General features: G+C 40.7%; 20 protein-coding genes, 3 rRNA genes, 1 pseudogene and 2 riboswitches. Of the genes and pseudogenes, 2 read left to right on the forward strand and 22 right to left on the reverse strand.

Annotated features, from left to right (window positions below; genetic code table 11):
- Positions 1-38: 38 nt before the first annotated feature.
- The 19 genes from purN to NYE67_RS18490 all read right to left on the reverse strand — a co-directional run bounded on the left by purN (position 39) and on the right by NYE67_RS18490 (position 21,570).
- On the reverse strand, positions 39-605 hold the full coding sequence (gene purN, locus NYE67_RS18400) for a phosphoribosylglycinamide formyltransferase (RefSeq protein WP_340730754.1): 567 nt from the start codon (positions 603-605) through the stop codon (positions 39-41).
- The gene (gene purM, locus NYE67_RS18405; protein ID WP_340730755.1) at positions 605-1,660 is read right to left on the reverse strand and encodes a phosphoribosylformylglycinamidine cyclo-ligase; all 1,056 of its coding nucleotides are present in this window, start codon (positions 1,658-1,660) and stop codon (positions 605-607) included. Before purM ends, purN begins: the two co-directional genes overlap by 1 nt.
- 23 nt (positions 1,661-1,683) lie before the next feature.
- Positions 1,684-3,102, reverse strand: a complete 1,419-nt coding sequence (purF, locus tag NYE67_RS18410; protein WP_340730756.1) for an amidophosphoribosyltransferase — start codon at positions 3,100-3,102, stop codon at positions 1,684-1,686.
- On the reverse strand, positions 3,078-5,309 hold the full coding sequence (purL, locus tag NYE67_RS18415) for a phosphoribosylformylglycinamidine synthase subunit PurL (RefSeq protein WP_340726329.1): 2,232 nt from the start codon (positions 5,307-5,309) through the stop codon (positions 3,078-3,080). The genes purF and purL overlap by 25 nt, the downstream gene beginning before the upstream one ends.
- On the reverse strand, positions 5,296-5,979 hold the full coding sequence (gene purQ / locus NYE67_RS18420; RefSeq protein ID WP_340730757.1) for a phosphoribosylformylglycinamidine synthase subunit PurQ: 684 nt from the start codon (positions 5,977-5,979) through the stop codon (positions 5,296-5,298). Before purQ ends, purL begins: the two co-directional genes overlap by 14 nt.
- Before the next feature lie 4 nt (positions 5,980-5,983).
- Positions 5,984-6,229, reverse strand: a complete 246-nt coding sequence (gene purS / locus NYE67_RS18425; protein ID WP_191700875.1) for a phosphoribosylformylglycinamidine synthase subunit PurS — start codon at positions 6,227-6,229, stop codon at positions 5,984-5,986.
- 3 nt (positions 6,230-6,232) lie between these two features.
- Positions 6,233-6,943 carry a phosphoribosylaminoimidazolesuccinocarboxamide synthase gene (purC, locus tag NYE67_RS18430; RefSeq protein WP_191700874.1) on the reverse strand — a complete coding sequence of 237 codons (711 nt, stop codon included), beginning with the start codon at positions 6,941-6,943 and terminating at the stop codon, positions 6,233-6,235.
- 28 nt (positions 6,944-6,971) lie between these two features.
- Entirely contained in the window at positions 6,972-8,273 is a 1,302-nt protein-coding gene (purB, locus tag NYE67_RS18435; protein ID WP_340730758.1) for an adenylosuccinate lyase, read from the reverse strand.
- A gap of 13 nt (positions 8,274-8,286) precedes the next feature.
- Positions 8,287-9,411 carry a 5-(carboxyamino)imidazole ribonucleotide synthase gene (purK, locus tag NYE67_RS18440; RefSeq protein WP_340730759.1) on the reverse strand — a complete coding sequence of 375 codons (1,125 nt, stop codon included), beginning with the start codon at positions 9,409-9,411 and terminating at the stop codon, positions 8,287-8,289.
- Entirely contained in the window at positions 9,408-9,896 is a 489-nt protein-coding gene (purE, locus tag NYE67_RS18445; RefSeq protein ID WP_191700871.1) for a 5-(carboxyamino)imidazole ribonucleotide mutase, read from the reverse strand. The genes purK and purE overlap by 4 nt, the downstream gene beginning before the upstream one ends.
- A 163-nt stretch (positions 9,897-10,059) precedes the next feature.
- Positions 10,060-10,159: riboswitch (purine riboswitch) on the reverse strand.
- A 98-nt stretch (positions 10,160-10,257) separates the two neighbouring features.
- A complete protein-coding gene (locus NYE67_RS18450; RefSeq protein ID WP_340730760.1) occupies positions 10,258-10,446 on the reverse strand; it encodes an NETI motif-containing protein in 189 nt (62 codons plus the stop codon).
- A gap of 255 nt (positions 10,447-10,701) precedes the next feature.
- Entirely contained in the window at positions 10,702-11,739 is a 1,038-nt protein-coding gene (locus NYE67_RS18455) for a LolA family protein (RefSeq protein WP_340730761.1), read from the reverse strand.
- Positions 11,736-13,175 (reverse strand): sensor histidine kinase, encoded by a 1,440-nt coding sequence (locus tag NYE67_RS18460; RefSeq protein ID WP_340730762.1) that lies wholly within the window; start codon positions 13,173-13,175, stop codon positions 11,736-11,738. The genes NYE67_RS18455 and NYE67_RS18460 overlap by 4 nt, the downstream gene beginning before the upstream one ends.
- A complete protein-coding gene (locus NYE67_RS18465) occupies positions 13,172-13,870 on the reverse strand; it encodes a response regulator transcription factor (protein ID WP_340730763.1) in 699 nt (232 codons plus the stop codon). The genes NYE67_RS18460 and NYE67_RS18465 overlap by 4 nt, the downstream gene beginning before the upstream one ends.
- A 404-nt stretch (positions 13,871-14,274) precedes the next feature.
- Positions 14,275-14,390, reverse strand: a 5S ribosomal RNA gene (gene rrf, locus NYE67_RS18470).
- A 99-nt stretch (positions 14,391-14,489) separates the two neighbouring features.
- A 23S ribosomal RNA gene (locus NYE67_RS18475) occupies positions 14,490-17,418 on the reverse strand.
- Positions 17,419-17,648: 230 nt separating this feature from the next.
- A 16S ribosomal RNA gene (locus tag NYE67_RS18480) occupies positions 17,649-19,203 on the reverse strand.
- The 16S, 23S and 5S rRNA genes sit together here, the layout of an rRNA operon.
- 413 nt (positions 19,204-19,616) lie before the next feature.
- Positions 19,617-20,093, reverse strand: coding sequence for a GNAT family N-acetyltransferase (locus NYE67_RS18485; RefSeq protein WP_340726337.1), 477 nt, complete (start codon positions 20,091-20,093; stop codon positions 19,617-19,619).
- Between the two features lie 145 nt (positions 20,094-20,238).
- Positions 20,239-21,570: an NCS2 family permease gene (locus NYE67_RS18490; protein ID WP_340726338.1), complete on the reverse strand. Its 1,332-nt coding sequence runs from the start codon at positions 21,568-21,570 to the stop codon at positions 20,239-20,241.
- 137 nt (positions 21,571-21,707) lie between these two features.
- A riboswitch (purine riboswitch) is annotated at positions 21,708-21,809 on the reverse strand.
- A gap of 200 nt (positions 21,810-22,009) precedes the next feature.
- On the opposite strand from NYE67_RS18490, the gene NYE67_RS18495 reads away from it, so the two are divergent.
- The gene (locus NYE67_RS18495; protein WP_340726339.1) at positions 22,010-22,417 is read left to right on the forward strand and encodes an NUDIX hydrolase; all 408 of its coding nucleotides are present in this window, start codon (positions 22,010-22,012) and stop codon (positions 22,415-22,417) included.
- 86 nt (positions 22,418-22,503) lie between these two features.
- Complete coding sequence (locus tag NYE67_RS18500; RefSeq protein WP_340726340.1) at positions 22,504-22,905, forward strand: hypothetical protein; 402 nt, start codon at positions 22,504-22,506, stop codon at positions 22,903-22,905.
- A 316-nt stretch (positions 22,906-23,221) separates the two neighbouring features.
- Here the strand turns inward: NYE67_RS18500 and NYE67_RS18505 are convergent, their stop codons facing one another.
- The 3 genes and pseudogenes from NYE67_RS18505 to NYE67_RS18515 all read right to left on the reverse strand — a co-directional run.
- Entirely contained in the window at positions 23,222-23,725 is a 504-nt protein-coding gene (locus NYE67_RS18505) for a general stress protein (protein WP_340726341.1), read from the reverse strand.
- A gap of 237 nt (positions 23,726-23,962) precedes the next feature.
- Positions 23,963-24,112 carry a hypothetical protein gene (locus tag NYE67_RS18510; RefSeq protein ID WP_191701804.1) on the reverse strand — a complete coding sequence of 50 codons (150 nt, stop codon included), beginning with the start codon at positions 24,110-24,112 and terminating at the stop codon, positions 23,963-23,965.
- 242 nt (positions 24,113-24,354) lie between these two features.
- A pseudogene (locus NYE67_RS18515) lies at positions 24,355-24,525 on the reverse strand (GMP synthase (glutamine-hydrolyzing)); the annotation flags it as partial.
- Between the last annotated feature and the right edge of the window lie 165 nt (positions 24,526-24,690).

The following is a 24,690-nucleotide window of genomic DNA, read 5'->3' on the forward strand; positions in this document are numbered from 1 at the left end:
CGGTGAGCAGTGCCCTCACGGGAGCGGCCCATGCGAAATTACGATTCAAATAACTGTTGTAATGTTTTTGTATAAAGTAAATGTTCTAATTTATGGATACGATTTTCTGTTGCTTCGCGGTCACCCTCTACAACATCAACGGCACCCTGTGCAATAATTTTACCTGTATCCATTCCCGCATCTACGTAGTGTACGGTAACGCCGGTAATTTTCACACCGTGCTCCATCGCTTGACCTATAGCATCTTTTCCTGGAAATGATGGCAGTAAGGATGGATGGATATTAATAATGCGATTTTCATAAGCCGATAAAAGCGTTTCACCAATCAGGCGCATATAGCCCGCTAAAATGACCCATTCAATCTCTTTTTCTTTTAGTAATTCAACAATTTTTGCTTCATAGGCAGCTTTATCTTCAAAGCTTTTTGGGGCTAACTCTACTACTGGAATATTTAAACTTTGTGCACGTTTGACAACGTAGGCACCAGGCTTGTCTGTTACAACAAGCTCGATTTCGGCATTAAGTTTTCCGTTAGCAATACTTTCAGCAAGCGCTTGAAAATTACTACCACTTCCTGATGCAAAAACGGCAATTTTCGTTGTCATTACACTAAACTCCCGTCATGCTCACCGTTGAAAATAACGCCTTCCCCTTTTATAACATGACCGATTTTGTAAGCTTTTTCATCTTCTGCCTCTACTGCAGCGATTACTTTTTCTGCTTCACTTGCTGGTACGGCAATGACAAAACCAATCCCCATATTAAACACGTTATATAAATCTTTGTCCGCTAATGCACCTTTTTCTTTCAAGAAATCAAAGATACGTAATACCGGCCAAGTACCTAGGTCAATTTGCGTTGCTAAACCTGCAGGCATCATACGTGGTAGGTTTTCATAGAAGCCTCCACCTGTAACATGTGCACAGCCATGTACATCTGCAGATTTAAGTGCCGCTAATACAGGCTTTGCATATAACTTTGTAGGAACTAAAAGTGCTTCTCCGATTGGACCAAGATCTTCATAGCCTTCAACAACAGCGTCTACCGCAAAATTATTATCTGCAAATACAATTTTACGTACTAATGAATAACCATTTGAATGTACACCACTAGATGCTAGACCAATTAATACGTCACCTTCTGTAATTTTCTCGCCTGTAATGATATCTGCTTTCTCACAGGCACCTACAGCAAACCCAGCCAAGTCATATTCGTCCTCTTCATATAGCCCTGGCATTTCAGCAGTCTCTCCACCGATTAAAGCTGCACCAGACTGAACACAACCGTCTGCTACCCCTTTAACAATTTGCTCAATTTTTTCTGGTACTGCTTTTCCTACAGCGACATAGTCGAGGAAATAAAGCGGCTCTGCACCTTGGGCCACAATATCATTTACACACATTGCCACACAGTCAACACCGATTGTATCGTGCTTATCAACCATGAATGCCAGCTTTAGCTTTGTCCCAACCCCGTCTGTCCCTGAAATAAGAACCGGTTCTTTTAAGTTCAGTGCAGATAAATCGAACATACCGCCAAAACCACCGAATGTCCCCATCACACCTAAACGATTCGTACGCTCTACATGTGACTTCATACGCTTAACTGCTTCATATCCTGCTTCTATATTAACGCCTGCTTGCTCATATGCTTTTGACATAATGCCATGCTCCTCCTTGATTTCTAACAGTCTTTTTCATGCGGCAATACTGTATCAGGGAAAATTTCTGTCGGATATTTCCCTGTAAAGCATGCTAAGCAAAGACCCCCATTTTCATCTTCAAACGGACGATTTGTTGCACGTACCATTCCCTCTAAGGATAAAAACGTGAGGGAATCTGCCTCAATTGCTTCACGAATTCCCTCGACACTATGGTTCGATGCAATGAGCTCTTCATGAGTCGATGTATCAATACCGTAATAGCATGGATCTGTCATCGGTGGTGAAGAGATTACGACATGTACTTCAGCTGCACCCGCTTCTTTTAACATGCGAACAATACGTTTAGATGTTGTACCGCGTACGATAGAATCGTCAACCATTATGACACGCTTGCCTTTAACAACTTGTACGACAGGTGAAAGTTTCATCTTTACACCGCGCTCACGTAATTCCTGAGTAGGCTGGATAAATGTACGTCCAACATATCTGTTCTTAATCAATCCAAGCTCATATGGAATTCCGCTTTCTTCAGAAAAGCCAATTGCCGCTGAAATAGATGAATCAGGTACCCCTGTAATAACATCTGCTTCAATATGGGCACATTCTTTAGCCAGCTCTTTCCCCATACGTTTACGTGCCATATGAACATTTACATCATCAATATTAGAATCGGGACGTGCTAGATACACATATTCCATTGCACACATAGTTCGTTTATCTTTTTCGACATAGCTATCTACTTCAAGACCATTATTCGAAATAATCAACAGTTCTCCCGGCTCTACTTCACGAATGTATTCCGCACCTATTAAGTCAAATGCGCAAGTTTCAGAAGCCACAACGTATGCATCGCCCAGCTTGCCTAATGAAAGCGGACGTAAACCATTACGGTCTCTTGCCACAATCATCTGATCATTTGTCAGTAAAATTATTGAAAATGCTCCTTTTAATAAAGATAAAGCTTCCTTTACTTTCGCTCGGAAAGGTGAATGCTTTGATTTTTTTATTAAATGAACTACTACTTCTGTATCAGATGTAGAATTAAAAATACTACCAGAGCGCTCTAAAAACTGCTTTAAATGTGTGGCATTCACCAAGTTACCATTATGTGCAATCGCTAGTGAGCCTGTTGAAGACCGGAACAATAATGGCTGAACATTTTCCAGCCCTTTCCCGCCTGCAGTTGCGTAACGTACATGCGCAATTGCTGCATGCCCTACAACTTTACGTAACTTATCTTCATTGAATACGTCATTTACAAGACCTTCACCACGTACAGCCTGAAGCTGATTACCGTCTGTTGTGACGATACCAGCTCCCTCCTGACCACGATGTTGCAATGCGTGTAAACCGTAATAACTTAAGTGGGCTGCATCTTGGTTGCCCCAAATGCCAAATACGCCACATTCTTCGTTTAAGCCTCTGATTTCAGCAAGCATGGGATTGCTCCTTTCCAAGCAGAACGGAATTCCTCCACAGTACCTTCAACAAGTAAGCCAGTTTCACCGTTAATTTTAATCGTTGCGTCAGCTGTTACCGACCCAATTTTTGTTGCATCTTTTACAAATGCTTCAAATGCAGCTGTATTTTCCTCTTTTACCGTTAAAACAAAGCGAGATTGTGACTCTGCAAATAGAGCTGTCGTTGCAGAACCAGTCAAAGCAACATCCAAACCTAGACCATTAGCAGCAAACGTTTTTTCAGCTAAGGCAACGGCAACGCCACCTTCAGAAACGTCATGTGCAGATTGTACAAGTCCTGCTTGAATTGCCTCTAAAATTGCTTTTTGACGAGCTGCTTCTACAGTTAAATCAATTGATGGTGCTTTACCTGAAATACCACCTTCAACTAACTTTTGTAGTTCCGACCCACCGAACTCAGTTTTCGTTTCACCAATTAAGTACACAATATCACCGGCAGCTTTCACTTCCTGTGTCGTTACATGTGCTAAATCCTTTACTAATCCGACCATACCGATTGTCGGTGTTGGATAAACCGCTTCACCTGAACGTTCGTTATACATCGATACATTACCGCCGATAACCGGTGCATCAAGTGCTAAACAAGCTTCTGCGATTCCATCTGCTGATTTTTGAATTTGCCAGAAAATTTCCGGTCTCTCCGGGTTACCAAAGTTCAGGCAGTCAGTAATTGCAAGTGGTTGTCCACCAGAACATACGATATTACGTGCTGCTTCAGCAACTGCGATTTTACCGCCCGTTGTTGGATCTAAATAAATGTAGCGAGAGTTACAGTCAGTTGTCATCGCTAATCCTTTGTTTGTACCACGTACACGTAATACTGCTGCATCCGATCCAGGTGCTACTACTGTATTTGTACGAACTTGATAGTCATATTGATCATATACCCACTCTTTAGAAGCGATTGTTGGTGCTTTTAATAAAGCAGTTAATGTTTCCTTGTAATCTACTACTTTAGGTTCTGCATTTTCCATTGCTTGATACTCAGCAAAGTAAGCTGGTTCAGCATCTGGCATATTGTACACTGGTGCATCTTCAGCAAGTGCATCAGCAAGTACTTCTGCTACTACTTCACCGTTGTGGATAAGGCGCAGCATTTTATCGTCTGTTACACGACCTACCGCTACTGCATCTAAATCATATTTATCAAAGATTGCTTTAATTTCTTCTTCACGACCTGCCTTTACAACGATTAACATACGCTCTTGAGATTCAGATAACATCATTTCGTAAGCCGTCATGTTTGTTTCGCGTTGAGGAACTAAGTCCAGGTTCATCTCTACACCAGTACCAGCTTTAGAAGCCATCTCTGCTGAGGATGAAGTAAGACCGGCTGCACCCATATCCTGAATACCTACTAATGCATCGGATTTAACAACTTCCAAACAAGCTTCAAGAAGTAATTTTTCCATGAATGGGTCCCCAACTTGTACTGCTGAACGACTTTCTTCAGTATCTTCTGTCAATTCTTCAGAAGAGAATGTTGCACCGTGAATACCGTCACGACCAGTTTTCGCACCAACGTACATTACAGTATTTCCTACACCTGCAGCAACGCCTTTTTGGATATCCTTATGGTCAATTAACCCTACACACATTGCGTTTACTAGCGGATTTCCTTCATAACAAGGATCAAAACCAATTTCGCCGCCTACAGTCGGGATACCGATACAGTTACCATAACCCGCGATACCAGCAACAACTTCTTCAAATAAATATTTACCGCGCGCTGACTTTAATTCACCAAAACGTAAAGAGTTCAGCATCGCAATCGGACGTGCACCCATTGAGAAAACGTCACGGATAATTCCGCCTACACCAGTTGCTGCGCCTTGGTATGGTTCAATTGCAGATGGATGGTTATGTGATTCCATTTTGAATACAACCGCTTGTTCATCACCGATATCAACTATTCCTGCACCTTCACCAGGACCTTGTAAAACTTGAGGACCTTTTGTAGGGAATTTACGCAATACAGGCTTTGATTTTTTATAAGAGCAATGTTCAGACCACATAACTGAGAAAAGACCTGTCTCTGTCCAGTTTGGAATGCGTCCTAATTTTTCGATCGCTAAGTCAAATTCTGCATCTGTCATACCCATGTCCGCATATAGACGTTGTTCTTTAATCTGCTCTGGTGATGGCTCAAATTTAGTTGTTGACATGTTGTTCCCTCCACTGCTTCACAATTGATTTAAATAATTTCAGACCGTCTGCGCCACCAACGATTTCGTTTGCTGCACGCTCTGGATGCGGCATCATCCCTAATACGTTGCCTTCTTTGTTAATGATTCCTGCGATATCCGCTAAAGAACCGTTTGGATTTTCACCTTCGTATGTGAATGCGATTTGGTTATTTGCTTTAAGTTCTACCAAAGTTTCCTCGTCACAATAATAGTTTCCTTCACCATGTGCGATTGGAATATTAATTACTTCGCCAGCTTCATACTGGTTCGTAAATAATGAGTTGTTATTTTCAACTTTTAATTGTACGGTACGGCACATGAACTTCAGGTTCTTGTTACGAATTAATGCCCCTGGTAAAAGACCTGCCTCCGTTAAAATCTGAAATCCGTTACAAACACCTAACACTGGTTTGCCTTGTCCTGCAAACTCCTTTAATGCTGTCATAATGTTTGATTGGTTTGCCATTGCACCACAACGTAAATAGTCTCCATATGAGAAGCCACCAGGAACGAGTACTCCATCAAACCCTTCTAAACTAGTAGCTGTATGCCAAACATATTCTACTTCTTCACCTAATTCGTCCTTGATCGCATGATACATGTCGATATCACAGTTAGACCCCGGGAAAACGAGTACTGCAAATTTCATAGTATTATGCCTCCTCGATTTCGTAACGGTACTTCTCGATAACCGTATTTGTTAATACTTTTTCACACATTTCTTTTACGATTGTATCAACGTCACGGTCAGTATCGCTAATTGTAACTTCCAAATATTTACCGATACGTACGTCTGATACTTCGTTGTAACCGATTTTTTGTAAGGAGCCTTGAACCGCAGAACCTTGTGGATCTAGAATACTTTCTTTTAATGTTACATATATTTTGACTTTCTTCATGAGTTAATTGCCTCCAAGTTTTTGTAAAATAATTTCGTACACTTCAGTAATACTGCCTAAATCACGGCGGAATACGTCTTTATCAAGCTTTTGATTTGTTTTAGTGTCCCATAAACGACAAGTGTCTGGTGAAATTTCATCGGCTAATAATACATTGCCGTGGTTATCACGACCGAATTCTAATTTGAAATCGACTAATGTTACACCAACTGTAGCGAAGATTGGACTCAGCACTTCATTGACATGCAGAGCTGCGTTATATAATTCTTCTACTTCCGCCAGTGTTGCAATGCCTAACACATCGATATGCTCCGTCGTAATAAGGGGGTCGCCTAACGTATCGTCTTTATAATAGAATTCAACGATAGGACGTTTAAGCGCCGTACCTTCTTCAAACCCCAGGCGTTTCGCCAGGCTTCCTGCAGCGATATTTCGTGTCACAACTTCAATTGGAATAATTTCTACTTTACGTACAAGCTGTTCGTTATCTGAAAGACGTTTAACGAAGTGTGACTCAATGCCGTTAGCTTGTAATTTCTCGAAAATTAGCGTCGTAATTTGGTTATTTAAATTTCCCTTACCAGCAATATCAGCTTTTTTCTCGCCATTAAATGCTGTCGCACTATCTTTATATTCAACGAAAAGAACTTCCGGGTTTTCTGTTTCATATAATCGTTTTGCTTTTCCTTCGTACAAAAGTTGACCTTTGTTCATGACGTATTCCCCCTGATTTATGGATTAGTTAGTTAAGACCTAAACGTTCGAAAATCATATCAACATTTTGAATATGGTAGTTGTAGTCAAAGCAATCTTCAATTTCAGATGCTGATAGATAAGAAGTGATTTTTTCACTTGCCTCTACAAGCGGACGGAATTGAGTTTGCTCATCCCAAGCACGTGCCGTTAATGGTTGTACCGTATCGTACGCTTCTTCACGCGATAAGCCTTTGTCAATTAAAGCTAGTAATATACGTTGTGAGTAAATAAGACCAAATGTGCGTTCCATATTGCGTTTCATGTTTTCAGGGAATACTGTTAAGTTTTTAAGAATGTTACCGAAACGATTTAACATATAATTCAATGTGATTGTTGCATCAGGAATAATGACACGCTCCGCCGATGAGTGCGAAATATCACGTTCATGCCATAATGACACGTTTTCAAAAGCTGTTAACATATAGCCGCGCATTAGACGTGCCATACCTGTCATATTTTCAGAACCAATAGGATTACGTTTATGCGGCATTGCTGAAGAACCTTTTTGTCCTTTTGCAAAGCCTTCTTCAACTTCACGAGTCTCCGATTTTTGTAAGCCTCGAATTTCTGTTGCAAATTTTTCAATTGATGTTGCAATCAGTGCTAAAGCAGAAAAATATTGTGCATGACGGTCACGCTGCAATGTTTGTGTAGATATTGGTGCAGCAGCTAAACCTAGATGCTTACATACATAAGCTTCAACACGCGGATCAATATTGGCATATGTTCCTACCGCCCCGCTCATTTTACCTGTTTCAATTACGTTTGCCGCTTCTTCAAAACGCACTAAATTACGGCGCATTTCTTCTAACCACAATGCAAGCTTTAAACCAAATGTTGTTGGTTCTGCATGCACCCCGTGTGTACGACCCATCATAACTGTATTTTTGTGCTCTTTTGCTTTTTCAGTAAGGATGGCAATGAAATTATGTAAATCTTTCCGTAAAATTTCATTTGCCTGTTTGATTAAATATGATAATGCTGTATCTACAACGTCCGTAGAAGTTAATCCGTAGTGAACCCATTTCTTCTCATCACCAAGTGCTGGCGTTTCTGAAACTGCACGTGTAAACGCCACAACATCATGACGTGTCTCCTGCTCAATTTCATAAATTCGATCCATATTAAATGATGCATTTTCACGTAGTTTCACAACATCTTCTTTTGGAATTACACCGATTTCAGCCCATGCTTCACAAGCTAAAATTTCTACTTCCAACCATGCCTTAAATTTGTTCTCTTCAGTCCAAATGGCACCCATTTCGGGACGTGTATAGCGTTCTATCATAAATTTTCTCCTTCTATTCCGGCCAAATACCGGAATCCTTAATTTGTTTTATTGTTGTATTGATATCATCTGTCATAATTGTTACGTGACCCATTTTGCGGTTTACTTTTGCTTCTGATTTTCCATAAAGGTGTATAGACCAATCAGGATATTTCGAAATAGAATTTGTTAATGAAACGACATGCTGACCGAGCACATTGACCATAATCGATGGTCCCCATAATTTTGGCTTCCGTAAAGGCCAGCCACATACAGCACGGATATGCTGTGTAAATTGGGATATATTGCACGCCTCTATTGAGTAATGACCTGAATTATGAGGGCGCGGTGCACATTCGTTAATAACAATACTGCCATCTTCAAGCACAAACATTTCTACTGCCAATGTACCAACTAATTGTAAATGGTCCGCAATATTCATTGCTGCCTTTTCTGCTAATTCAGCCGTTTTAGTATCAATCCTTGCAGGCACAATTGTCTCATGTAAAATGTGGTTCACATGTACGTTTTCCCCTACTGGCAGGCAGTATGTTTCACCATGTCCATTGCGCTGAACAATAACGGAAATTTCTTTTGTAAATGGAACAAAACCTTCTGCAATACATTGTGAATGTACAAATAAATCTTTTGCTAGCGGTAAATCATCCGGAGACTTCAACAACTGCTGACCTTTTCCATCATAACCGCCTCTTGCTGTTTTCACGATACATGGGAAGCCAATTTCTCCAATGCTTTCTTGAAGTTGTTCATATGTAGTAGCGACAATATACGGTGCTACCGGACAACCCGCATCAACAATCATTTGTTTTTCTGTAATACGGTTTTGTGTAATACGTACAAGTTCCGCGCCTTGTGGAACGTAAGCAATCTGTGTAAGACGCTTTAAACCATCGTAATCTATATTTTCAAATTCATAAGTAATTACATCACTTACTTCTGCTAGTTCTTCCAGTGCTCCCTCATCATCATAGGCGGCCACAATGCGAATATCTGCCACTTGTCCACAAGGTGAATCCATCGTAGGTTCAAGTACCGCGATTTTATAGCCGGCTTCTTTCGCCGCTACTGCCATCATGCGACCAAGTTGGCCACCGCCGATAATACCAATTGTTTGTCCAGGGTAAATCATTTTTGTCACGTCAAGTCACCTGTGCTTTCTAAAACCTGCGCTTTTGTCGCTTCACGTCGCGCTTCAAGCTTTGTAGCAAGGTCGTGATCAAAGGCACCTAATATTTGTGCTGCAAGCAATCCTGCATTTGTTGCACCTGCTTTACCAATTGCAACTGTTGCTACTGGTACACCACCTGGCATTTGCACGATAGATAATAATGAATCAAGACCATTTAATGCACGGGATTGTACAGGCACACCAATTACAGGTAATGTCGTTTTCGCAGCTACCATGCCTGGTAAATGTGCTGCACCACCTGCCCCAGCAATAATTACTTGAATACCTCTACTACGTGCACCTTCTGCATATTCAAACATTAGATCTGGTGTACGATGAGCAGATACCACTTGTTTTTCATAAGGTACTTGCAGTTCTTCCAAAACGTCACAAGCATGCTTCATCGTTTCCCAGTCACTTGAACTTCCCATTATAACGCCAACTTTTGGTTCCATGAGTTTCGCTCCTTTAAACATCTTCTCCACTTGCGTAATTATTAACGAAAAAAATCCTCAAATAAACTACTCTCTGCGCGCATGAGAAAGCAGTTTACTTGAGGACTGTTAATAAAATATGTAGATATATGCATTTGCAATCCACACCCTTTTTATAATCATACCAAAAGTTGCTTTCCCACATAGTCCGGTATTTACGGTGCCGGGTAGAGACACTAGAGCCATATTCTCTAGCATATATGAGGGATTAAATGTTTTTCCTTTTCACATTTTAACAAGGGTTGGTTATAAAATCAACGCCAAAATGCGAACAATGTTTTTTAAGCAAAACTAATTGTTCGTGTTTTTAACTAAATATTTGTCAATCATCCATTAATATACCTTTAAATCGGATTTTTTGACGTAAGTAAATTGGTTCTCCATTTACTTCTTCAAATACTGGCTCCTCTTTCCGCCCAAACGCCATATAACCATCTTTCTTCATTCTTTCTAGACATTGCTCGATTGTCTCATTTTCTTCTACTTCATACCAAACTTGCTTTTTAGTCAAATTAGACACCTTCCACATCTTAAATATCGCTCTAACTATACCATGTAAGTTTCAAACCTTCCTAATGGAAACAATTGCATTTGTGAACGATTTGTCACAATTAAAAAATAATTTAAAAATAAAAGTGATTTTAGGGCATACCCATAAAACGAAGATGGGCACAATTAAATTCATTGTAAAGCACTCATACGACAAGTGAAAGTAAAAGGCTATGTTACAAGTCCATTTGACTTTTCACACAGCCTTTACTAATTATTATTCTGTTAGCTCCATTTGCTCTGTTAGTTCCAATACTTCCTCATATGTTAACGCTGGATTTTCAAAAATGATGTTGTAGCGTAAACCATTTTCATCCCATTGTAAAAGACGGAAAACTTCCATATCCATTTTCGTTCCTTCTTGCCCGCGAACTTCGATACGCTCTTCCTCTTCACCGAATGGAGCTTGTGGCTTGAACACGGAAACCGTGAATTGTGGCTCTTCATTTTTAAAATAGCGCAGCGCAATTTCATTAGTTTGTGATACATTCAGATCTTCAATTGATTCTAACGTATAGCCTGTTGATTTCGGCGCAATTAAAAACGAACCTAACTTTTCTGTTGCTTCTTCTAATGTTAGCTGTTTTGGTAGTTCAACTTTTTCTTCTTGAATAATGGCATCTTCCGGTAAATCTGCTACAAATAATGCGTCATCAATTTTAGCATTCGGCTCGAACTTTTGGAATTCAATCGTTGTTTCTAAGCCGCCACTTTTTGAAACAGATTTCAATGTCATCCATGTTTTCTTATCCACCCATATTTCCATGTCGCCAATTAATGTATTTGGCTTTTTCGCTTTTGCGATTAAATGGTAAGTATCATGACCTGCAATCTTCTCATCCTGACCTACTGTAATATCATGGGAATTTTTAATTATTTCTAATATACGAAGTGCCTGCTCTTTTACTGAAATTTTTTCGAAGCCTTCCCCGAGATCACCTAATTCGAAGACAATTGCTGTATTATTAGATTTTGTATAAGAAATAAATGACGTTCCATCATTAATTGAAAAGTTTTCCTCACCATTTGTATCAGTAGTTTCTACACGTATTTTCCCGTTCTTTTCCCAATGCTTCGTTTCACCCGTTCCCTCATCTCCCATATCCACTGTATACTCTGCATAATATGAAGACAGTTCAGATGTCTCTTGCATTGCCGTCTCTAAAATTTCCTGTGGTGAATAGCTAACTTGATCATTACAAGCCGCTAATGATAGCGATAAAATAAGTGCACTTGAAAGTATTATTCTTTTCAATTTGACCTCTCCTTAGGTAGCCATATAACAATAGCTGTTTTATTTTGATCTGTAATTGCTTGAATCGTGCCGTGATGCTTTTCAATTATTTGCTTAGCAATACTTAAACCAAGACCTGCCCCTCGCTGACCTAAACTACTGCGTGCTTCATCTACCTGATATAACGGCTCAAACATTTTTTCGCATTGCTGTTTTGAAATCGTCTCCCCGCTATTTTCAATAACGACGTATACACCTTCATTGATGCATGTTTCAGCCAATTTTTCATTGCACCATTCAGGTTTGTTCGATGCTTCAAAAGCTGCGATATGAATGGATCCCCCACTATTTGTATACACCCAGGCATTCGATAGAATATTATCCATTACACGCATAAATTGTTTTGGATGAACAAGATAATTATCTTGAACTTGAATCGTCGTTGTAGAATGGAAACCTTTTTCCTTACTAATGTGCTCATAGTCCCCTAAGAGCATTTCAAAAAATTCATTACCGTCCACTGATACGAGTTCAAGTTCATACGTAGGGGATTGTAGTAAAGTAAACATCATTAAATCATCAAGCAACTGTTTCATATAATCCGATTTAGAATGAATAACGTGTAAATATTCCTGTTGCTCATCTTTCGTAAGTTTCCCTGCAAGTAAACTTTCTGTATAAGCTTGAATGGACGTTAACGGTGTTTTTAAATCATGAGAAAGACTAGCAATCATAAAACCTTTTTGACGTTGTTCTTCCTCAAGATGTTTACGAGCTGCTTCGATCTCTTGCTGCATTGCATGAAAGTTTGCTGTCAGTTCGCCAAGTTCGTCTTTTCCGATTGGCAACTGTTCAGTTTTTTCACCTTTCGCATACGCTCTCATCTTTTCAATTAATTGCTTCACTGGTCGATTTAATCGGATATTCAAAAAATATATAACGGCACTATACAAGACAATGAGTACTACCCCTAAGCCAGCTCCGACAATGATTGCTTTTTGATTTACTTGCTCCACCCACTCAGTGCGAGTAAGTGTTATTTTATAAACACCCTTTATTCCCCCACCTTCATAGACAGGCTCTTTATAAACAAACGTTTCATAATTTTGCTGAAACTCATATAGATTTTTATATAATCTATCTCTCATTTCAAAGCCCGTAGAATTTGTAAATGGATTGGAACTATAAAGTGTAGCTCCGTTTGCACTGTAAAGCGTAATCATTAATTGATCGGATGTTAACTTTTCAATCTCTTCAAAAGTATTTGTCCTGTTGTATAGCGATGTATCATTTAAAATCTCCTTTAAATCCGTAACCGTGTTCCATTTTTCAAAGTACTCTTCTACATTTTTATCTTGGTAATATGCATTAATTGATACATATAATCCGTATACCGCAATAAGTGGAATAATCATAATAAGCAAATAGGTTATTAGTAACCATGACTTAATCTTCATACTTGTTCACCAATAAAACGATAGCCCTTCCCCCAAACAGTTTGTATAAAGTAAGGAGACTTCACAGGATCCTTTAATTTTTCACGCAATGCTTTTATGTGGACTGTTACAGTATGTGTCTGATCTAACTCTACTTGCTGCCAAACATGGGTATATAACGCTTCCTTTGTAAACAGCTCAAATGGATTTTGGGCAAGTACTTTTAATAAGGAAAACTCTTTTTGGGTTAAGTTGATTTCATGATCTTTTAAATAAACGCGTTCTTTTAGCCAATCAATTTTTAACCCATGAATATAGGTAATTACTTCATCGACAGCCTGAACTTTATTATATCGCTGCCATCGTCGTAATTGAGACCGAACTCGAGCTTTCAATTCCTCTAAAGAAAACGGCTTCGCTAAATAATCGTCTGCACCCTTTAATCCTTCAACTTTATCAGCATCATTATTTTTTGCGCTAATCATAATTATCGGAACATCGCTTTTTAGACGTATATGTTCAATCATTGATAAACCGTCCATTTCGGGCATCATCCAATCAACAAGGATTAAATCATAGTTGCCGGCAGAAAAATCCTCTAATCCTTCAATACCTGTCGTTGCCCATGTAACCCCATAATCTTCTTTTATCAACGTATCTTTAATAATGCGCGCAATTTCACGATCGTCTTCTACTAAAAGAATTTGTTGTTTCAATCCTTCCGCCTCCTATATAAACTATAACAAGTAATTTTTTGAATTTATGTAACTTTATAAATCCTTTATATTTTATCTTATAAATTGGACTTTGTTTATAAAATGAGGATTATATAAAAGAAAGTGCAGGCTGTTTATATAAAGAATTGTTTGAGCTAGGTAGGAAAGGACGGGGATTTCGGTTAATAAAGGTGTAGCACGTGTAGTTGTTGGCATACAAACATAAAAAGGCTGCTTAGCGACCGTATTGTAACGGTGCTACGCAGCCTTTTAAGCGCAACTATTAAAATGCCTCATTTTATACGCTAACCACTCGTAATCATGATTAACAAAGCTTTACAGGAGGAAATATTAAACGAAATAAGTGCACAAAAAAACCACTGAGAAATCAGTGGTTTTTTTGTGCGAAGCGACGTCCTACTCTCACAGGGGGAAGCCCCCAACTACCATCGGCGCTAAAGAGCTTAACTTCCGTGTTCGGTATGGGAACGGGTGTGACCTCTTTGCCATCATCACTTCACTATTTTCGGCTTCCAATACAGCTTATGTCTTGGAACCCTTTGAAAGAATCATTCTTTCAAAACTGGATAAACGGTTCATTGAATTTGTGCAATAAAATGTGGTTAAGTCCTCGACCGATTAGTATTCGTCAGCTGCATGCGTCACCGCACTTCCACCTCGAACCTATCTACCTGATCGTCTTTCAGGGGTCTTACTTACTTGCGTAATGGGAAATCTCATCTTGAGGGGGGCTTCATGCTTAGATGCTTTCAGCACTTATCCCGTCCACACATAGCTACCCAGCGATGCCTTTGGCAAGACAACTGGTACACCAGCGGTGTGTCCATCCCGGTCCTCTCGTACTAAGGACAGCTCCTCTCAAATTTCCTACGCCCACGACGGATAGGGACCGAACTGTCTCACGACGTTCTGAACCCAGCTCGCGTACCGCTTTAATGGGCGAACAGCCCAACCCTTGGGACCGACTACAGCCCCAGGATGCGATGAGCCGACATCGAGGTGCCAAACCTCCCCGTCGATGTGGACTCTTGGGGGAGATAAGCCTGTTATCCCCGGGGTAGCTTTTATCCGTTGAGCGATGGCCCTTCCATGCGGAACCACCGGATCACTAAGCCCGTCTTTCGACCCTGCTCGACTTGTAGGTCTCGCAGTCAAGCTCCCTTATGCCTTTACACTCTTCGAATGATTTCCAACCATTCTGAGGGAACCTTTGGGCGCCTCCGTTACTCTTTAGGAGGCGACCGCCCCAGTCAAACTGTCCGCCTGACACTGTCTCCTACCCCGCTAAGGGGCATGGGTTAGAAGTTCAATACAACCAGGGTAGTATCCCACCGACGCCTCCTCCGAAGCTGGCGCTCCGGGATCTCTGGCTCCTACCTATCCTGTACAAGTTGTACCAAAATTCAATATCAGGCTACAGTAAAGCTCCACGGGGTCTTTCCGTCCTGTCGCGGGTAACCTGCATCTTCACAGGTACTATAATTTCACCGAGTCTCTCGTTGAGACAGTGCCCAGATCGTTACGCCTTTCGTGCGGGTCGGAACTTACCCGACAAGGAATTTCGCTACCTTAGGACCGTTATAGTTACGGCCGCCGTTTACTGGGGCTTCAATTCACAGCTTCGCTTGCGCTAACCGCTCCTCTTAACCTTCCAGCACCGGGCAGGCGTCAGCCCCTATACGTCACCTTACGGTTTTGCAGAGACCTGTGTTTTTGCTAAACAGTCGCCTGGGCCTATTCACTGCGGCTTCTCTAGGCTATGCACCCAAAGAAGCACCCCTTCTCCCGAAGTTACGGGGTCATTTTGCCGAGTTCCTTAACGAGAGTTCTCTCGCACACCTTAGGATTCTCTCCTCGACTACCTGTGTCGGTTTGCGGTACGGGCACCTCTCACCTCGATAGAGGCTTTTCTTGGCAGTGTGAAATCAGGAACTTCGCTCATAAGAGCTCGTCATCACAGCTCAACGTTATAGTATGCGGATTTGCCTACATACACGCCTTACTGCTTGAACACGCGCAACCAACGGCGTGCTTACCCTATCCTACTGCGTCCCCCCATTTCTCAAACGGTGAGGAGGTGGTACAGGAATATCAACCTGTTGTCCATCGCCTACGCCTATCGGCCTCGGCTTAGGTCCCGACTAACCCTGAGCGGACGAGCCTTCCTCAGGAAACCTTAGTCATACGGTGCATGGGATTCTCACCCATGTTTCGCTACTCATACCGGCATTCTCACTTCTAATCGCTCCACCAGTCCTTCCGGTCTGACTTCAACGCTATTAGAACGCTCTCCTACCACGCATACTCAAAGTATGCATCCACAGCTTCGGTGAATCGTTTAGCCCCGATACATTTTCGGCGCAGCGTCACTCGACCAGTGAGCTATTACGCACTCTTTAAATGATGGCTGCTTCTAAGCCAACATCCTGGTTGTCTAAGCAACGCCACATCCTTTTCCACTTAACGATTACTTGGGGACCTTAGCTGGTGGTCTGGGCTGTTTCCCTCTTGACTACGGATCTTATCACTCGCAGTCTGACTCCCGTGTATAAATATCCGGCATTCGGAGTTTGTCTGAATTCGGTAAAGCGAGATGCCCCCCTAGTCCAAACAGTGCTCTACCTCCGGTATTCTCAATCACGAGGCTAGCCCTAAAGCTATTTCGGAGAGAACCAGCTATCTCCAGGTTCGATTGGAATTTCTCCGCTACCCACACCTCATCCCCGCACTTTTCAACGTGCGTGGGTTCGGGCCTCCAGTGAGTGTTACCTCACCTTCACCCTGGACATGGGTAGATCACCTGGTTTCGGGTCTACGACCACGTACTAATTCGCCCTATTCAGACTCGCTTTCGCTGCGGCTCCGTCTTCTCAACTTAACCTCGCACGTAATCGTAACTCGCCGGTTCATTCTACAAAAGGCACGCTATCACCCATTAACGGGCTCTAACTACTTGTAGGCACACGGTTTCAGGATCTATTTCACTCCCCTTCCGGGGTGCTTTTCACCTTTCCCTCACGGTACTGGTTCACTATCGGTCACTAGGTAGTATTTAGCCTTGGGAGATGGTCCTCCCGGATTCCGACGGAATTTCACGTGTTCCGCCGTACTCAGGATACACTCTGGAGGGAATGAACTTTTGACTACAGGGCTTTTACCTTGTTTCGCGGACCTTTCCAAGTCGCTTCGTCTAACTCATTCTTTTGTAACTCCGTATAGAGTGTCCTACAACCCCAAAGAGCAAGCTCTTTGGTTTGGGCTCTTCCCGTTTCGCTCGCCGCTACTCAGGGAATCGAATTTTCTTTCTGTTCCTGCAGGTACTTAGATGTTTCAGTTCCCTGCGTCTGTCCTCATCACGCTATGTATTCACGTGTAGATACTATCCGATTAAAGATAGTGGGTTCCCCCATTCGGAAATCCCCGGATCAAAGCTTACTTACAGCTCCCCGAGGCATATCGGTGTTAGTGCCGTCCTTCATCGACTCCTAGTGCCAAGGCATCCACCGTGCGCCCTTATTAACTTAACCAAAAGTTAACACTTAGATAAAATCTAAGATTTAAGTTTACACGTCAATTGCTTGACTTGTTACATTTCTATAAAATAGAAATTTGTTTTATTGCTTTCAATGTCGTTTTATCCAGTTTTCAAAGAACGAAGTTTTGAAGTATCTCATTCAATTAAGAATGAACCTTCAAAACTGAACAGCAAACGTTAATGTTTCATTCCCCGAGGGAATGATTCCGAAATAATCCTTAGAAAGGAGGTGATCCAGCCGCACCTTCCGATACGGCTACCTTGTTACGACTTCACCCCAATCATCTATCCCACCTTCGGCGGCTGGCTCCATAAAGGTTACCTCACCGACTTCGGGTGTTACAAACTCTCGTGGTGTGACGGGCGGTGTGTACAAGGCCCGGGAACGTATTCACCGCGGCATGCTGATCCGCGATTACTAGCGATTCCGGCTTCATGTAGGCGAGTTGCAGCCTACAATCCGAACTGAGAACGATTTTATCGGATTAGCTCCCCCTCGCGGGTTGGCAACCGTTTGTATCGTCCATTGTAGCACGTGTGTAGCCCAGGTCATAAGGGGCATGATGATTTGACGTCATCCCCACCTTCCTCCGGTTTATCACCGGCAGTCTCCTTAGAGTGCCCAACTGAATGATGGCAACTAAGAATAAGGGTTGCGCTCGTTGCGGGACTTAACCCAACATCTCACGACACGAGCTGACGACAACCATGCACCACCTGTCACCGTTGCCCCCGAAGGGGAAACTATGTCTCCATAGTGGTCACCGGGATGTCAAGACCTGGTAAGGTTCTTCGCGTTGCTTCGAATTAAACCACATGCTCCACCGCTTGTGCGGGCCCCCGTCAATTCCTTTGAGTTTCAGTCTTGCGACCGTACTCCCCAGGCGGAGTGCTTAATGCGTTAGCTGCAGCACTGAGGGGCGGAAACCCCCCAACACTTAGCACTCATCGTTTACGGCGTGGACTACCAGGGTATCTAATCCTGTTTGCTCCCCACGCTTTCGCGCCTCAGTGTCAGTTACAGACCAGACAGTCGCCTTCGCCACTGGTGTTCCTCCAAATCTCTACGCATTTCACCGCTACACTTGGAATTCCACTATCCTCTTCTGCACTCAAGTTCCCCAGTTTCCAATGACCCTCCCCGGTTGAGCCGGGGGCTTTCACATCAGACTTAAGGAACCACCTGCGCGCGCTTTACGCCCAATAATTCCGGACAACGCTTGCCACCTACGTATTACCGCGGCTGCTGGCACGTAGTTAGCCGTGGCTTTCTAACAAGGTACCGTCAAGGTAGCGCCAGTTACTACGCTACTTGTTCTTCCCTTGCAACAGAGTTTTACGAACCGAAATCCTTCTTCACTCACGCGGCGTTGCTCCATCAGACTTTCGTCCATTGTGGAAGATTCCCTACTGCTGCCTCCCGTAGGAGTCTGGGCCGTGTCTCAGTCCCAGTGTGGCCGATCACCCTCTCAGGTCGGCTACGCATCGTTGCCTTGGTGAGCCGTTACCTCACCAACTAGCTAATGCGCCGCGGGTCCATCTTATAGTGACAGCCGAAACCGTCTTTCAACTTCCAAACATGTGTTTAAAAGTATTATTCGGTATTAGCCCCGGTTTCCCGGAGTTATCCCAATCTATAAGGTAGGTTACCCACGTGTTACTCACCCGTCCGCCGCTAAATCAGAGAGAAGCAAGCTTCTCTCATCATCCGCTCGACTTGCATGTATTAGGCACGCCGCCAGCGTTCGTCCTGAGCCAGGATCAAACTCTCCATAAAAGTAGTTTGAAAGCTCATTTGCTTTGCTAGCGATTCAACTTAATTAAAAGTTAAAATCTATTGTTTGCTTCATTTAAGAAGCTTATTTCATTAACGTTGCTTGTTCAGTTTTCAAGGTTCATTTGTCAGTCGTTTGTGCGACTGTTTCAAATTATAACTGAGTTGTTTTTACTTGTCAACAACTTTGTTAAAATTTGTTTTTCGTTTGTGTTGCTTGCTTCAGTGTGTCGCAGCAACGTGATTAACTATACACCCGTATGTAAGCTTTACGCAACCCCTTTTTAAAAGAAAAAATTTTCTGATATTTAGACCGGCATTCATATAGAGTTTCTTCCTATTATACATAACGTAAAGTTCTTTTGCTTGTCACCCCCAAATTCATCTTTTTCCCCCTCCCATTTAGAAGAAAAAAGTTATGTAATATCGATTCGCATTCTTCTACTAATAGCTTTCATGCCTTGTTTCTCATAAAATGCTAATGCATCTTCATTAAATTCCCACACATTCAACTCCACTGACGTTACATTTTTTTCTTCCGACCATTGAATACACCTTTCAAAGAGCTTCGAACCGATTGATCGACGTTTCTTTCTTTGATCAACGCCAAAATCATGTATGTAGGCATAATTCCGAGAAACTAACGAAGGGAATGGCGGTGATACTTCCAAACTTATTATTGCAAAGCCAACCGTCTCTTCTTCTAATTTTGCAATAAATATTTTACTATTATCATTCTTTAATAGTTCATTGTAATAATCTTCAGGCATCACCGTTTCCACACTACGGAAAATAGACCGATCCCCTTCTACGTGTTCCTCATGCCCTTCCCTTACAATTCGGTTTACTTCTATATAGTCAGATGTACTGGCTTCAATAATTTTTACTTCCATAATCTATTCACCCCTTATACATTATCTTCTACCTCGATATTGATTGTCCTTCTAATCATCCGTAACTTAATTTGTAATCGGGAGGTACCGCCGAATAAAAAAAGCTACTTAAACGAATTGTCTAAGTAGCTAAGATTAAATTTTATTAATGTGCTGCAGTGCCTAAGTAAAGCAAGAATATAAATCCGAAAACGTACATAATTGGATGAACTTCTTTTGCACGGCCTGCGACAATCATTGTTAATGGGTAGAATACGAAACCTACAGCAACACCTGTTGCAATCGAGAATGTTAAGGGCATCATTAACATAGTGAAGAATGCCGGTACTGCAATTTCGAATTTTTCCCACTCAATTTTACCAAGCGATGCAACCATTAATACCCCTACAACGATTAACGCTGGAGCCGTTACTGCTGAAGTTACAACACTTAGAATCGGTAAGAAGAAAAGTGCTAATAGGAAGAATACGCCTGTCACAATTGCTGCAAAACCAGAACGAGCACCAGCAGCTACTCCGGAAGAAGATTCAACAAAAGAAGTTACTGTTGATGTACCAAAAATAGATCCGGCAATCGTTGCAATCGAGTCAGAAATTAAAGCTTTACCTGCACGAGGTAGTTTATTGTCCTTAACAAATCCTGCTTGGTTGGCTACAGCCATTAATGTTCCGGCATTGTCAAAGAAGTCAACGAATAGGAAAGTTAAGATAACTGAAAGCATTGCTAAAGTATAAAACTCCGCGTCTCCAAAAGCCGAGAAAAGCGCACCGAATGTTGGTTCTAAAGATGGTGGCATCGCTGCAATTTGTGATGGTAATTCCACTAGTCCAAAGATCATGCCAGCTATAGCAGTAATAGCCATTCCGATGAATACTCCGGCTTTCATACCACGAACTAAGAAAATAACTGTAATAACTATACCAAATATAGCTAACAATACTTCTGGATCTGTTAAGTTACCAATACCCACAAATGTTGCTGGATTCGCTATAACAATTCCGGCATTTTTTAAACCGATAAATGCGATGAATAAACCAATACCTGCACCAACTGCTAACTTTAATTCCATTGGAATTGCATTAATTAATTTTTCACGTAAACCTGTTAAAGTTAAAATCAAGAAGAACACACCTGAAACGAATACCGCCGCCAAAGCATGCTGCCATGGACTTCCGTTTGTTAAAACAACTGTATAAGCAAAGAATGCGTTTAGTCCAAGTCCCGGTGCCAATGCCAACGGATACTTTGCCAAGAATCCCATTACAAACGATCCAACAGCTGCTGATAAGGCTGTTGCTACGAATACTGCACCATAATCCATACGCATTGCATCCGGAAGATCAGGTACATCCGCTAATGTTAATGTTAATGGATTGACAATTAAAATATAGGCCATCGCTAAGAATGTAGTGAAGCCACCTAATATCTCTTTGCGATAATTTGTACCAAGTTTATCAAACTCGAAATACTTTTTCATAATGAAATTTTCCTCCGTGTTGTCGTCTTACAACTATCGAGGGTTTCGATCCTATAAAACAAAAAGACACGCTAAGCTGTTAAGCTGCATGTCTACGATTTATGGAAATAAGAATAGTTTCTATTAGTTAAATAGAATCGAAACTTATTTTAAATCGTAGTCGAATCATTTACGGTGATTCGGTAGAAACTTACGGGCCATATTCCCGACATTATACGACGACATATTTAATTTACGCTAGTAATATAACATTTCATTTTTTAAATTACAAGCCCACATCCGAACATTTTTTAATTTTTATCGAAAAAGGTTCGTAAAAACATTCATAATTTAGCCAAGTCTTTCCGCAAAAATTACTAAACGCCTTTTTACCGACTTGGTATATACTGTAATCCAGTCTACTTTTTCTATTACTCACATTTACTTTGGAGGGGATTTTTTGAATGAAATAAAGGTTGTTGTAAAAGGCGTTCTTATTAGAAATAATAGAATATTAATTATCCAACGATCACATACCGATTCTTTCGGCGCAGGAACATGGGAGGTAGTAGGAGGAAATTTAAACTTCGGCGAATCATTGGAAGAAGCACTTAAAAGAGAATATCTCGAAGAAGTAGGATTGAAAATAACCGTGAAAAACCTTTTATTTTCGACCACCTTCTTTACAAGTAATGACCGGCAAATTGTTTTACTTTCCTATTTATGCGAGAGTGAAGAAAGTCAAATATCTTTATCAAGCGAACACGAGCAGTATCTTTGGGCATCAAAAGAGGAGTTGCTCACTTTATTACCTCAAGAGATATTAGCTGATTACAAGCTATATGATGTGTTAGATTTACTGGAATAATAGAATATTTTCTCAGGAAAGTTTATAGAGATGTCATATTACTCTTTTATAGTTAACTTGAAATGAATTTTTTTGGAGGGATTTATTTGTTACAACAACGAATATGGGCGATGCGCTTAATTCGCTTCGCGGCAATTTTTGGCTTTTTAGGTGTTTTAATTGGCTCTATTATGAGTGGAGAAATGAATTATGCTTTACGTCCAATTCACGCTCACTTTGTATTAGTCGGATGGTTATCGGTATTTGCGTGGGGAATTTTCTATTATTCTGTACCAATCCGCAAACTACTTTACGTAAAGATTCAAAGTATTTTAGGTATGATTGGTGCCGTTGGGTTATGTATAGGAATGTGGCTACACTACTTAGATCCATTGAACACTAACGAAACAATAAATATGATATTCTTCATTGTAGGCGGATCAATTTTATTAATCGCATTCTTCCTATTTTTTATCGTAACGTTCTTCATCGAAAAAAAGGAAAACTAATCACATTAGCCTGAGTATGCCTATAAGCTGCTTAGGCTTTTACTTATTTTGTTAACTTCACCAGCTCTAAATTGTACATTCTATCTTTTTAGTATGTTAAAATAATATTTGTTAAAGATAGTTTAAAGGAGGGCTTTAATTGCCGTATTGGTTGCATAACACATTATTTGTACTTTTATTAATCATGACATTAGGTTGTGTATCTAGTGGAATCGAGTGGAAATCCCGCCCAAAAGATACTATTGAAGAGTAAATAATTTTAAACATAAAAAGGAAGCCTATACAATATAGACTTCCTTATATTTAATTACAGCTCTTAATATTGACGATTTGTTCGATTTAACGACTCATCTAAATTTGTTGAGGTATTATGAATATCATTTCTTTCTCGTTGTAGTAACTCTTCCTCATGAAGGGCTAAACGCTCTTCTTCAGTTTTATTTACCCCATAACTATCTGTACCTTCATCGAAGTAAGTTCCATAGTCTTTATCTACATACAATAGATACTTACCTTCCTGTAAATCTTTATAATAACGATTTCGTTCATCTTCTGTTAAACCCATTTGTGTGAAATACTTATCACGCACTAAATCTTCCCCCATGATGAATGCTTTGAAGCGATCCCACCATGAACCTTCTTTTGCATCATTATCATATGAAGATGATCCTCGATACATTGAAAGCTGTTGGTTATGATTCGACACGATGTACATATCCTCTTCACCATATCCTTGTGTACGAAGGCGATCCATTTCTGCTTGTAATTCCATTTCCGTATTGTAAATACCATGTAATTTTTTGTTTTCACTTGTTTCCATGTTTCATTCCTCCATTTTTAATAGTTTAGTTCATACCGCTCGTTTATCTTGATTATAGGTATACTAATCAATACCTTTTCTCAGAAATACTAAACCCGAGTAATATAAATTTAACAATTCGCAATAAAACTGAAAGAATAAAAATGTTTATTTAACCGCTATCTTTTTCAGAGCCCTACTTGTTTAAAAATAAGAAAAACATAGGGGAAAAACTATCCTCCTATGTTTACATTCATCCTATTTATCTGTTTGTTCTTGTTTCTTCTTCAAATACTCTGCACGTATTTTTTCAAGTTGTTGTTTTTTATCAAATTTGGCAGGTTTGTTTTTTTCATGATACTTTGTCACAGCTACCTTGCCTTTTGTATCCAATTGATATTTCCCCACTTTGTTCACCTACTTTTCTAATCCTTAAAGAGAATCCATCCAACAAATATACTATACCTTATTTTACTGAAGTAAACCTTATAGTGCACTGCTAACCTTACATATATTCGTAAAAAAATTTAAAACTAAGTAAAAAAGCTCAGCAGAAACCCTATCAAGTAAGGCTCTACCAAGCTTATTACGTTGTTCATAAATTTATTGTGCTTCTGCGGTGCAGTCGCTCCTCGAAATTTGGCGAGCGTTTATTCCCACTCAATCGTCGCTGGTGGCTTAGAAGTAATGTCATACAGCACGCGGTTTACGTGTTTTACTTCGTTGACGATACGTACAGAAATCTTCTCCAATACATCGTAAGGGATACGTGCCCAGTCAGATGTCATGCCCTCGATTGACGTTACGCCGCGGATACCGATTGCGTTCTAAAAAAATAGGTCTCATATTAAATATTAAAATCATTTTCGTTCAAGTTTTATTCAGTCAATAGTAGCATTATTTTACCAATTTCGCAACTATCCATTTGAAACGGATATATAAATTTTCTTTTTGTTTCAATTACAATTAAAAATCCCCTCGTTTTC

Source organism: Solibacillus sp. FSL W8-0474 (assembly GCF_038004065.1).
In the GTDB taxonomy this organism is placed as follows: domain Bacteria; phylum Bacillota; class Bacilli; order Bacillales_A; family Planococcaceae; genus Solibacillus; species Solibacillus faecavium.

What these genes read in the sequence shown, in the direction of transcription:
- purE (WP_191700871.1), bottom strand. Translation starts at nt 9,896, where the DNA reads ATGGAACCAAAAGTTGGCGTTATAATGGGAAGTTCAAGTGACTGGGAA.
- NYE67_RS18505 (WP_340726341.1), bottom strand. Translation starts at nt 23,725, where the DNA reads ATGGAAACAAGTGAAAACAAAAAATTACATGGTATTTACAATACGGAA.
- NYE67_RS18485 (WP_340726337.1), bottom strand. Translation starts at nt 20,093, where the DNA reads ATGGAAGTAAAAATTATTGAAGCCAGTACATCTGACTATATAGAAGTA.
- NYE67_RS18460 (WP_340730762.1), bottom strand. Translation starts at nt 13,175, where the DNA reads ATGAAGATTAAGTCATGGTTACTAATAACCTATTTGCTTATTATGATT.
- purC (WP_191700874.1), bottom strand. Translation starts at nt 6,943, where the DNA reads ATGAACAAAGGTCAACTTTTGTACGAAGGAAAAGCAAAACGATTATAT.
- purM (WP_340730755.1), bottom strand. Translation starts at nt 1,660, where the DNA reads ATGTCAAAAGCATATGAGCAAGCAGGCGTTAATATAGAAGCAGGATAT.
- purS (WP_191700875.1), bottom strand. Translation starts at nt 6,229, where the DNA reads ATGAAGAAAGTCAAAATATATGTAACATTAAAAGAAAGTATTCTAGAT.
- purN (WP_340730754.1), bottom strand. Translation starts at nt 605, where the DNA reads ATGACAACGAAAATTGCCGTTTTTGCATCAGGAAGTGGTAGTAATTTT.
- NYE67_RS18490 (WP_340726338.1), bottom strand. Translation starts at nt 21,570, where the DNA reads ATGAAAAAGTATTTCGAGTTTGATAAACTTGGTACAAATTATCGCAAA.
- purQ (WP_340730757.1), bottom strand. Translation starts at nt 5,979, where the DNA reads ATGAAATTTGCAGTACTCGTTTTCCCGGGGTCTAACTGTGATATCGAC.
- purF (WP_340730756.1), bottom strand. Translation starts at nt 3,102, where the DNA reads ATGCTTGCTGAAATCAGAGGCTTAAACGAAGAATGTGGCGTATTTGGC.
- purB (WP_340730758.1), bottom strand. Translation starts at nt 8,273, where the DNA reads ATGATAGAACGCTATACACGTCCCGAAATGGGTGCCATTTGGACTGAA.
- purL (WP_340726329.1), bottom strand. Translation starts at nt 5,309, where the DNA reads ATGTCAACAACTAAATTTGAGCCATCACCAGAGCAGATTAAAGAACAA.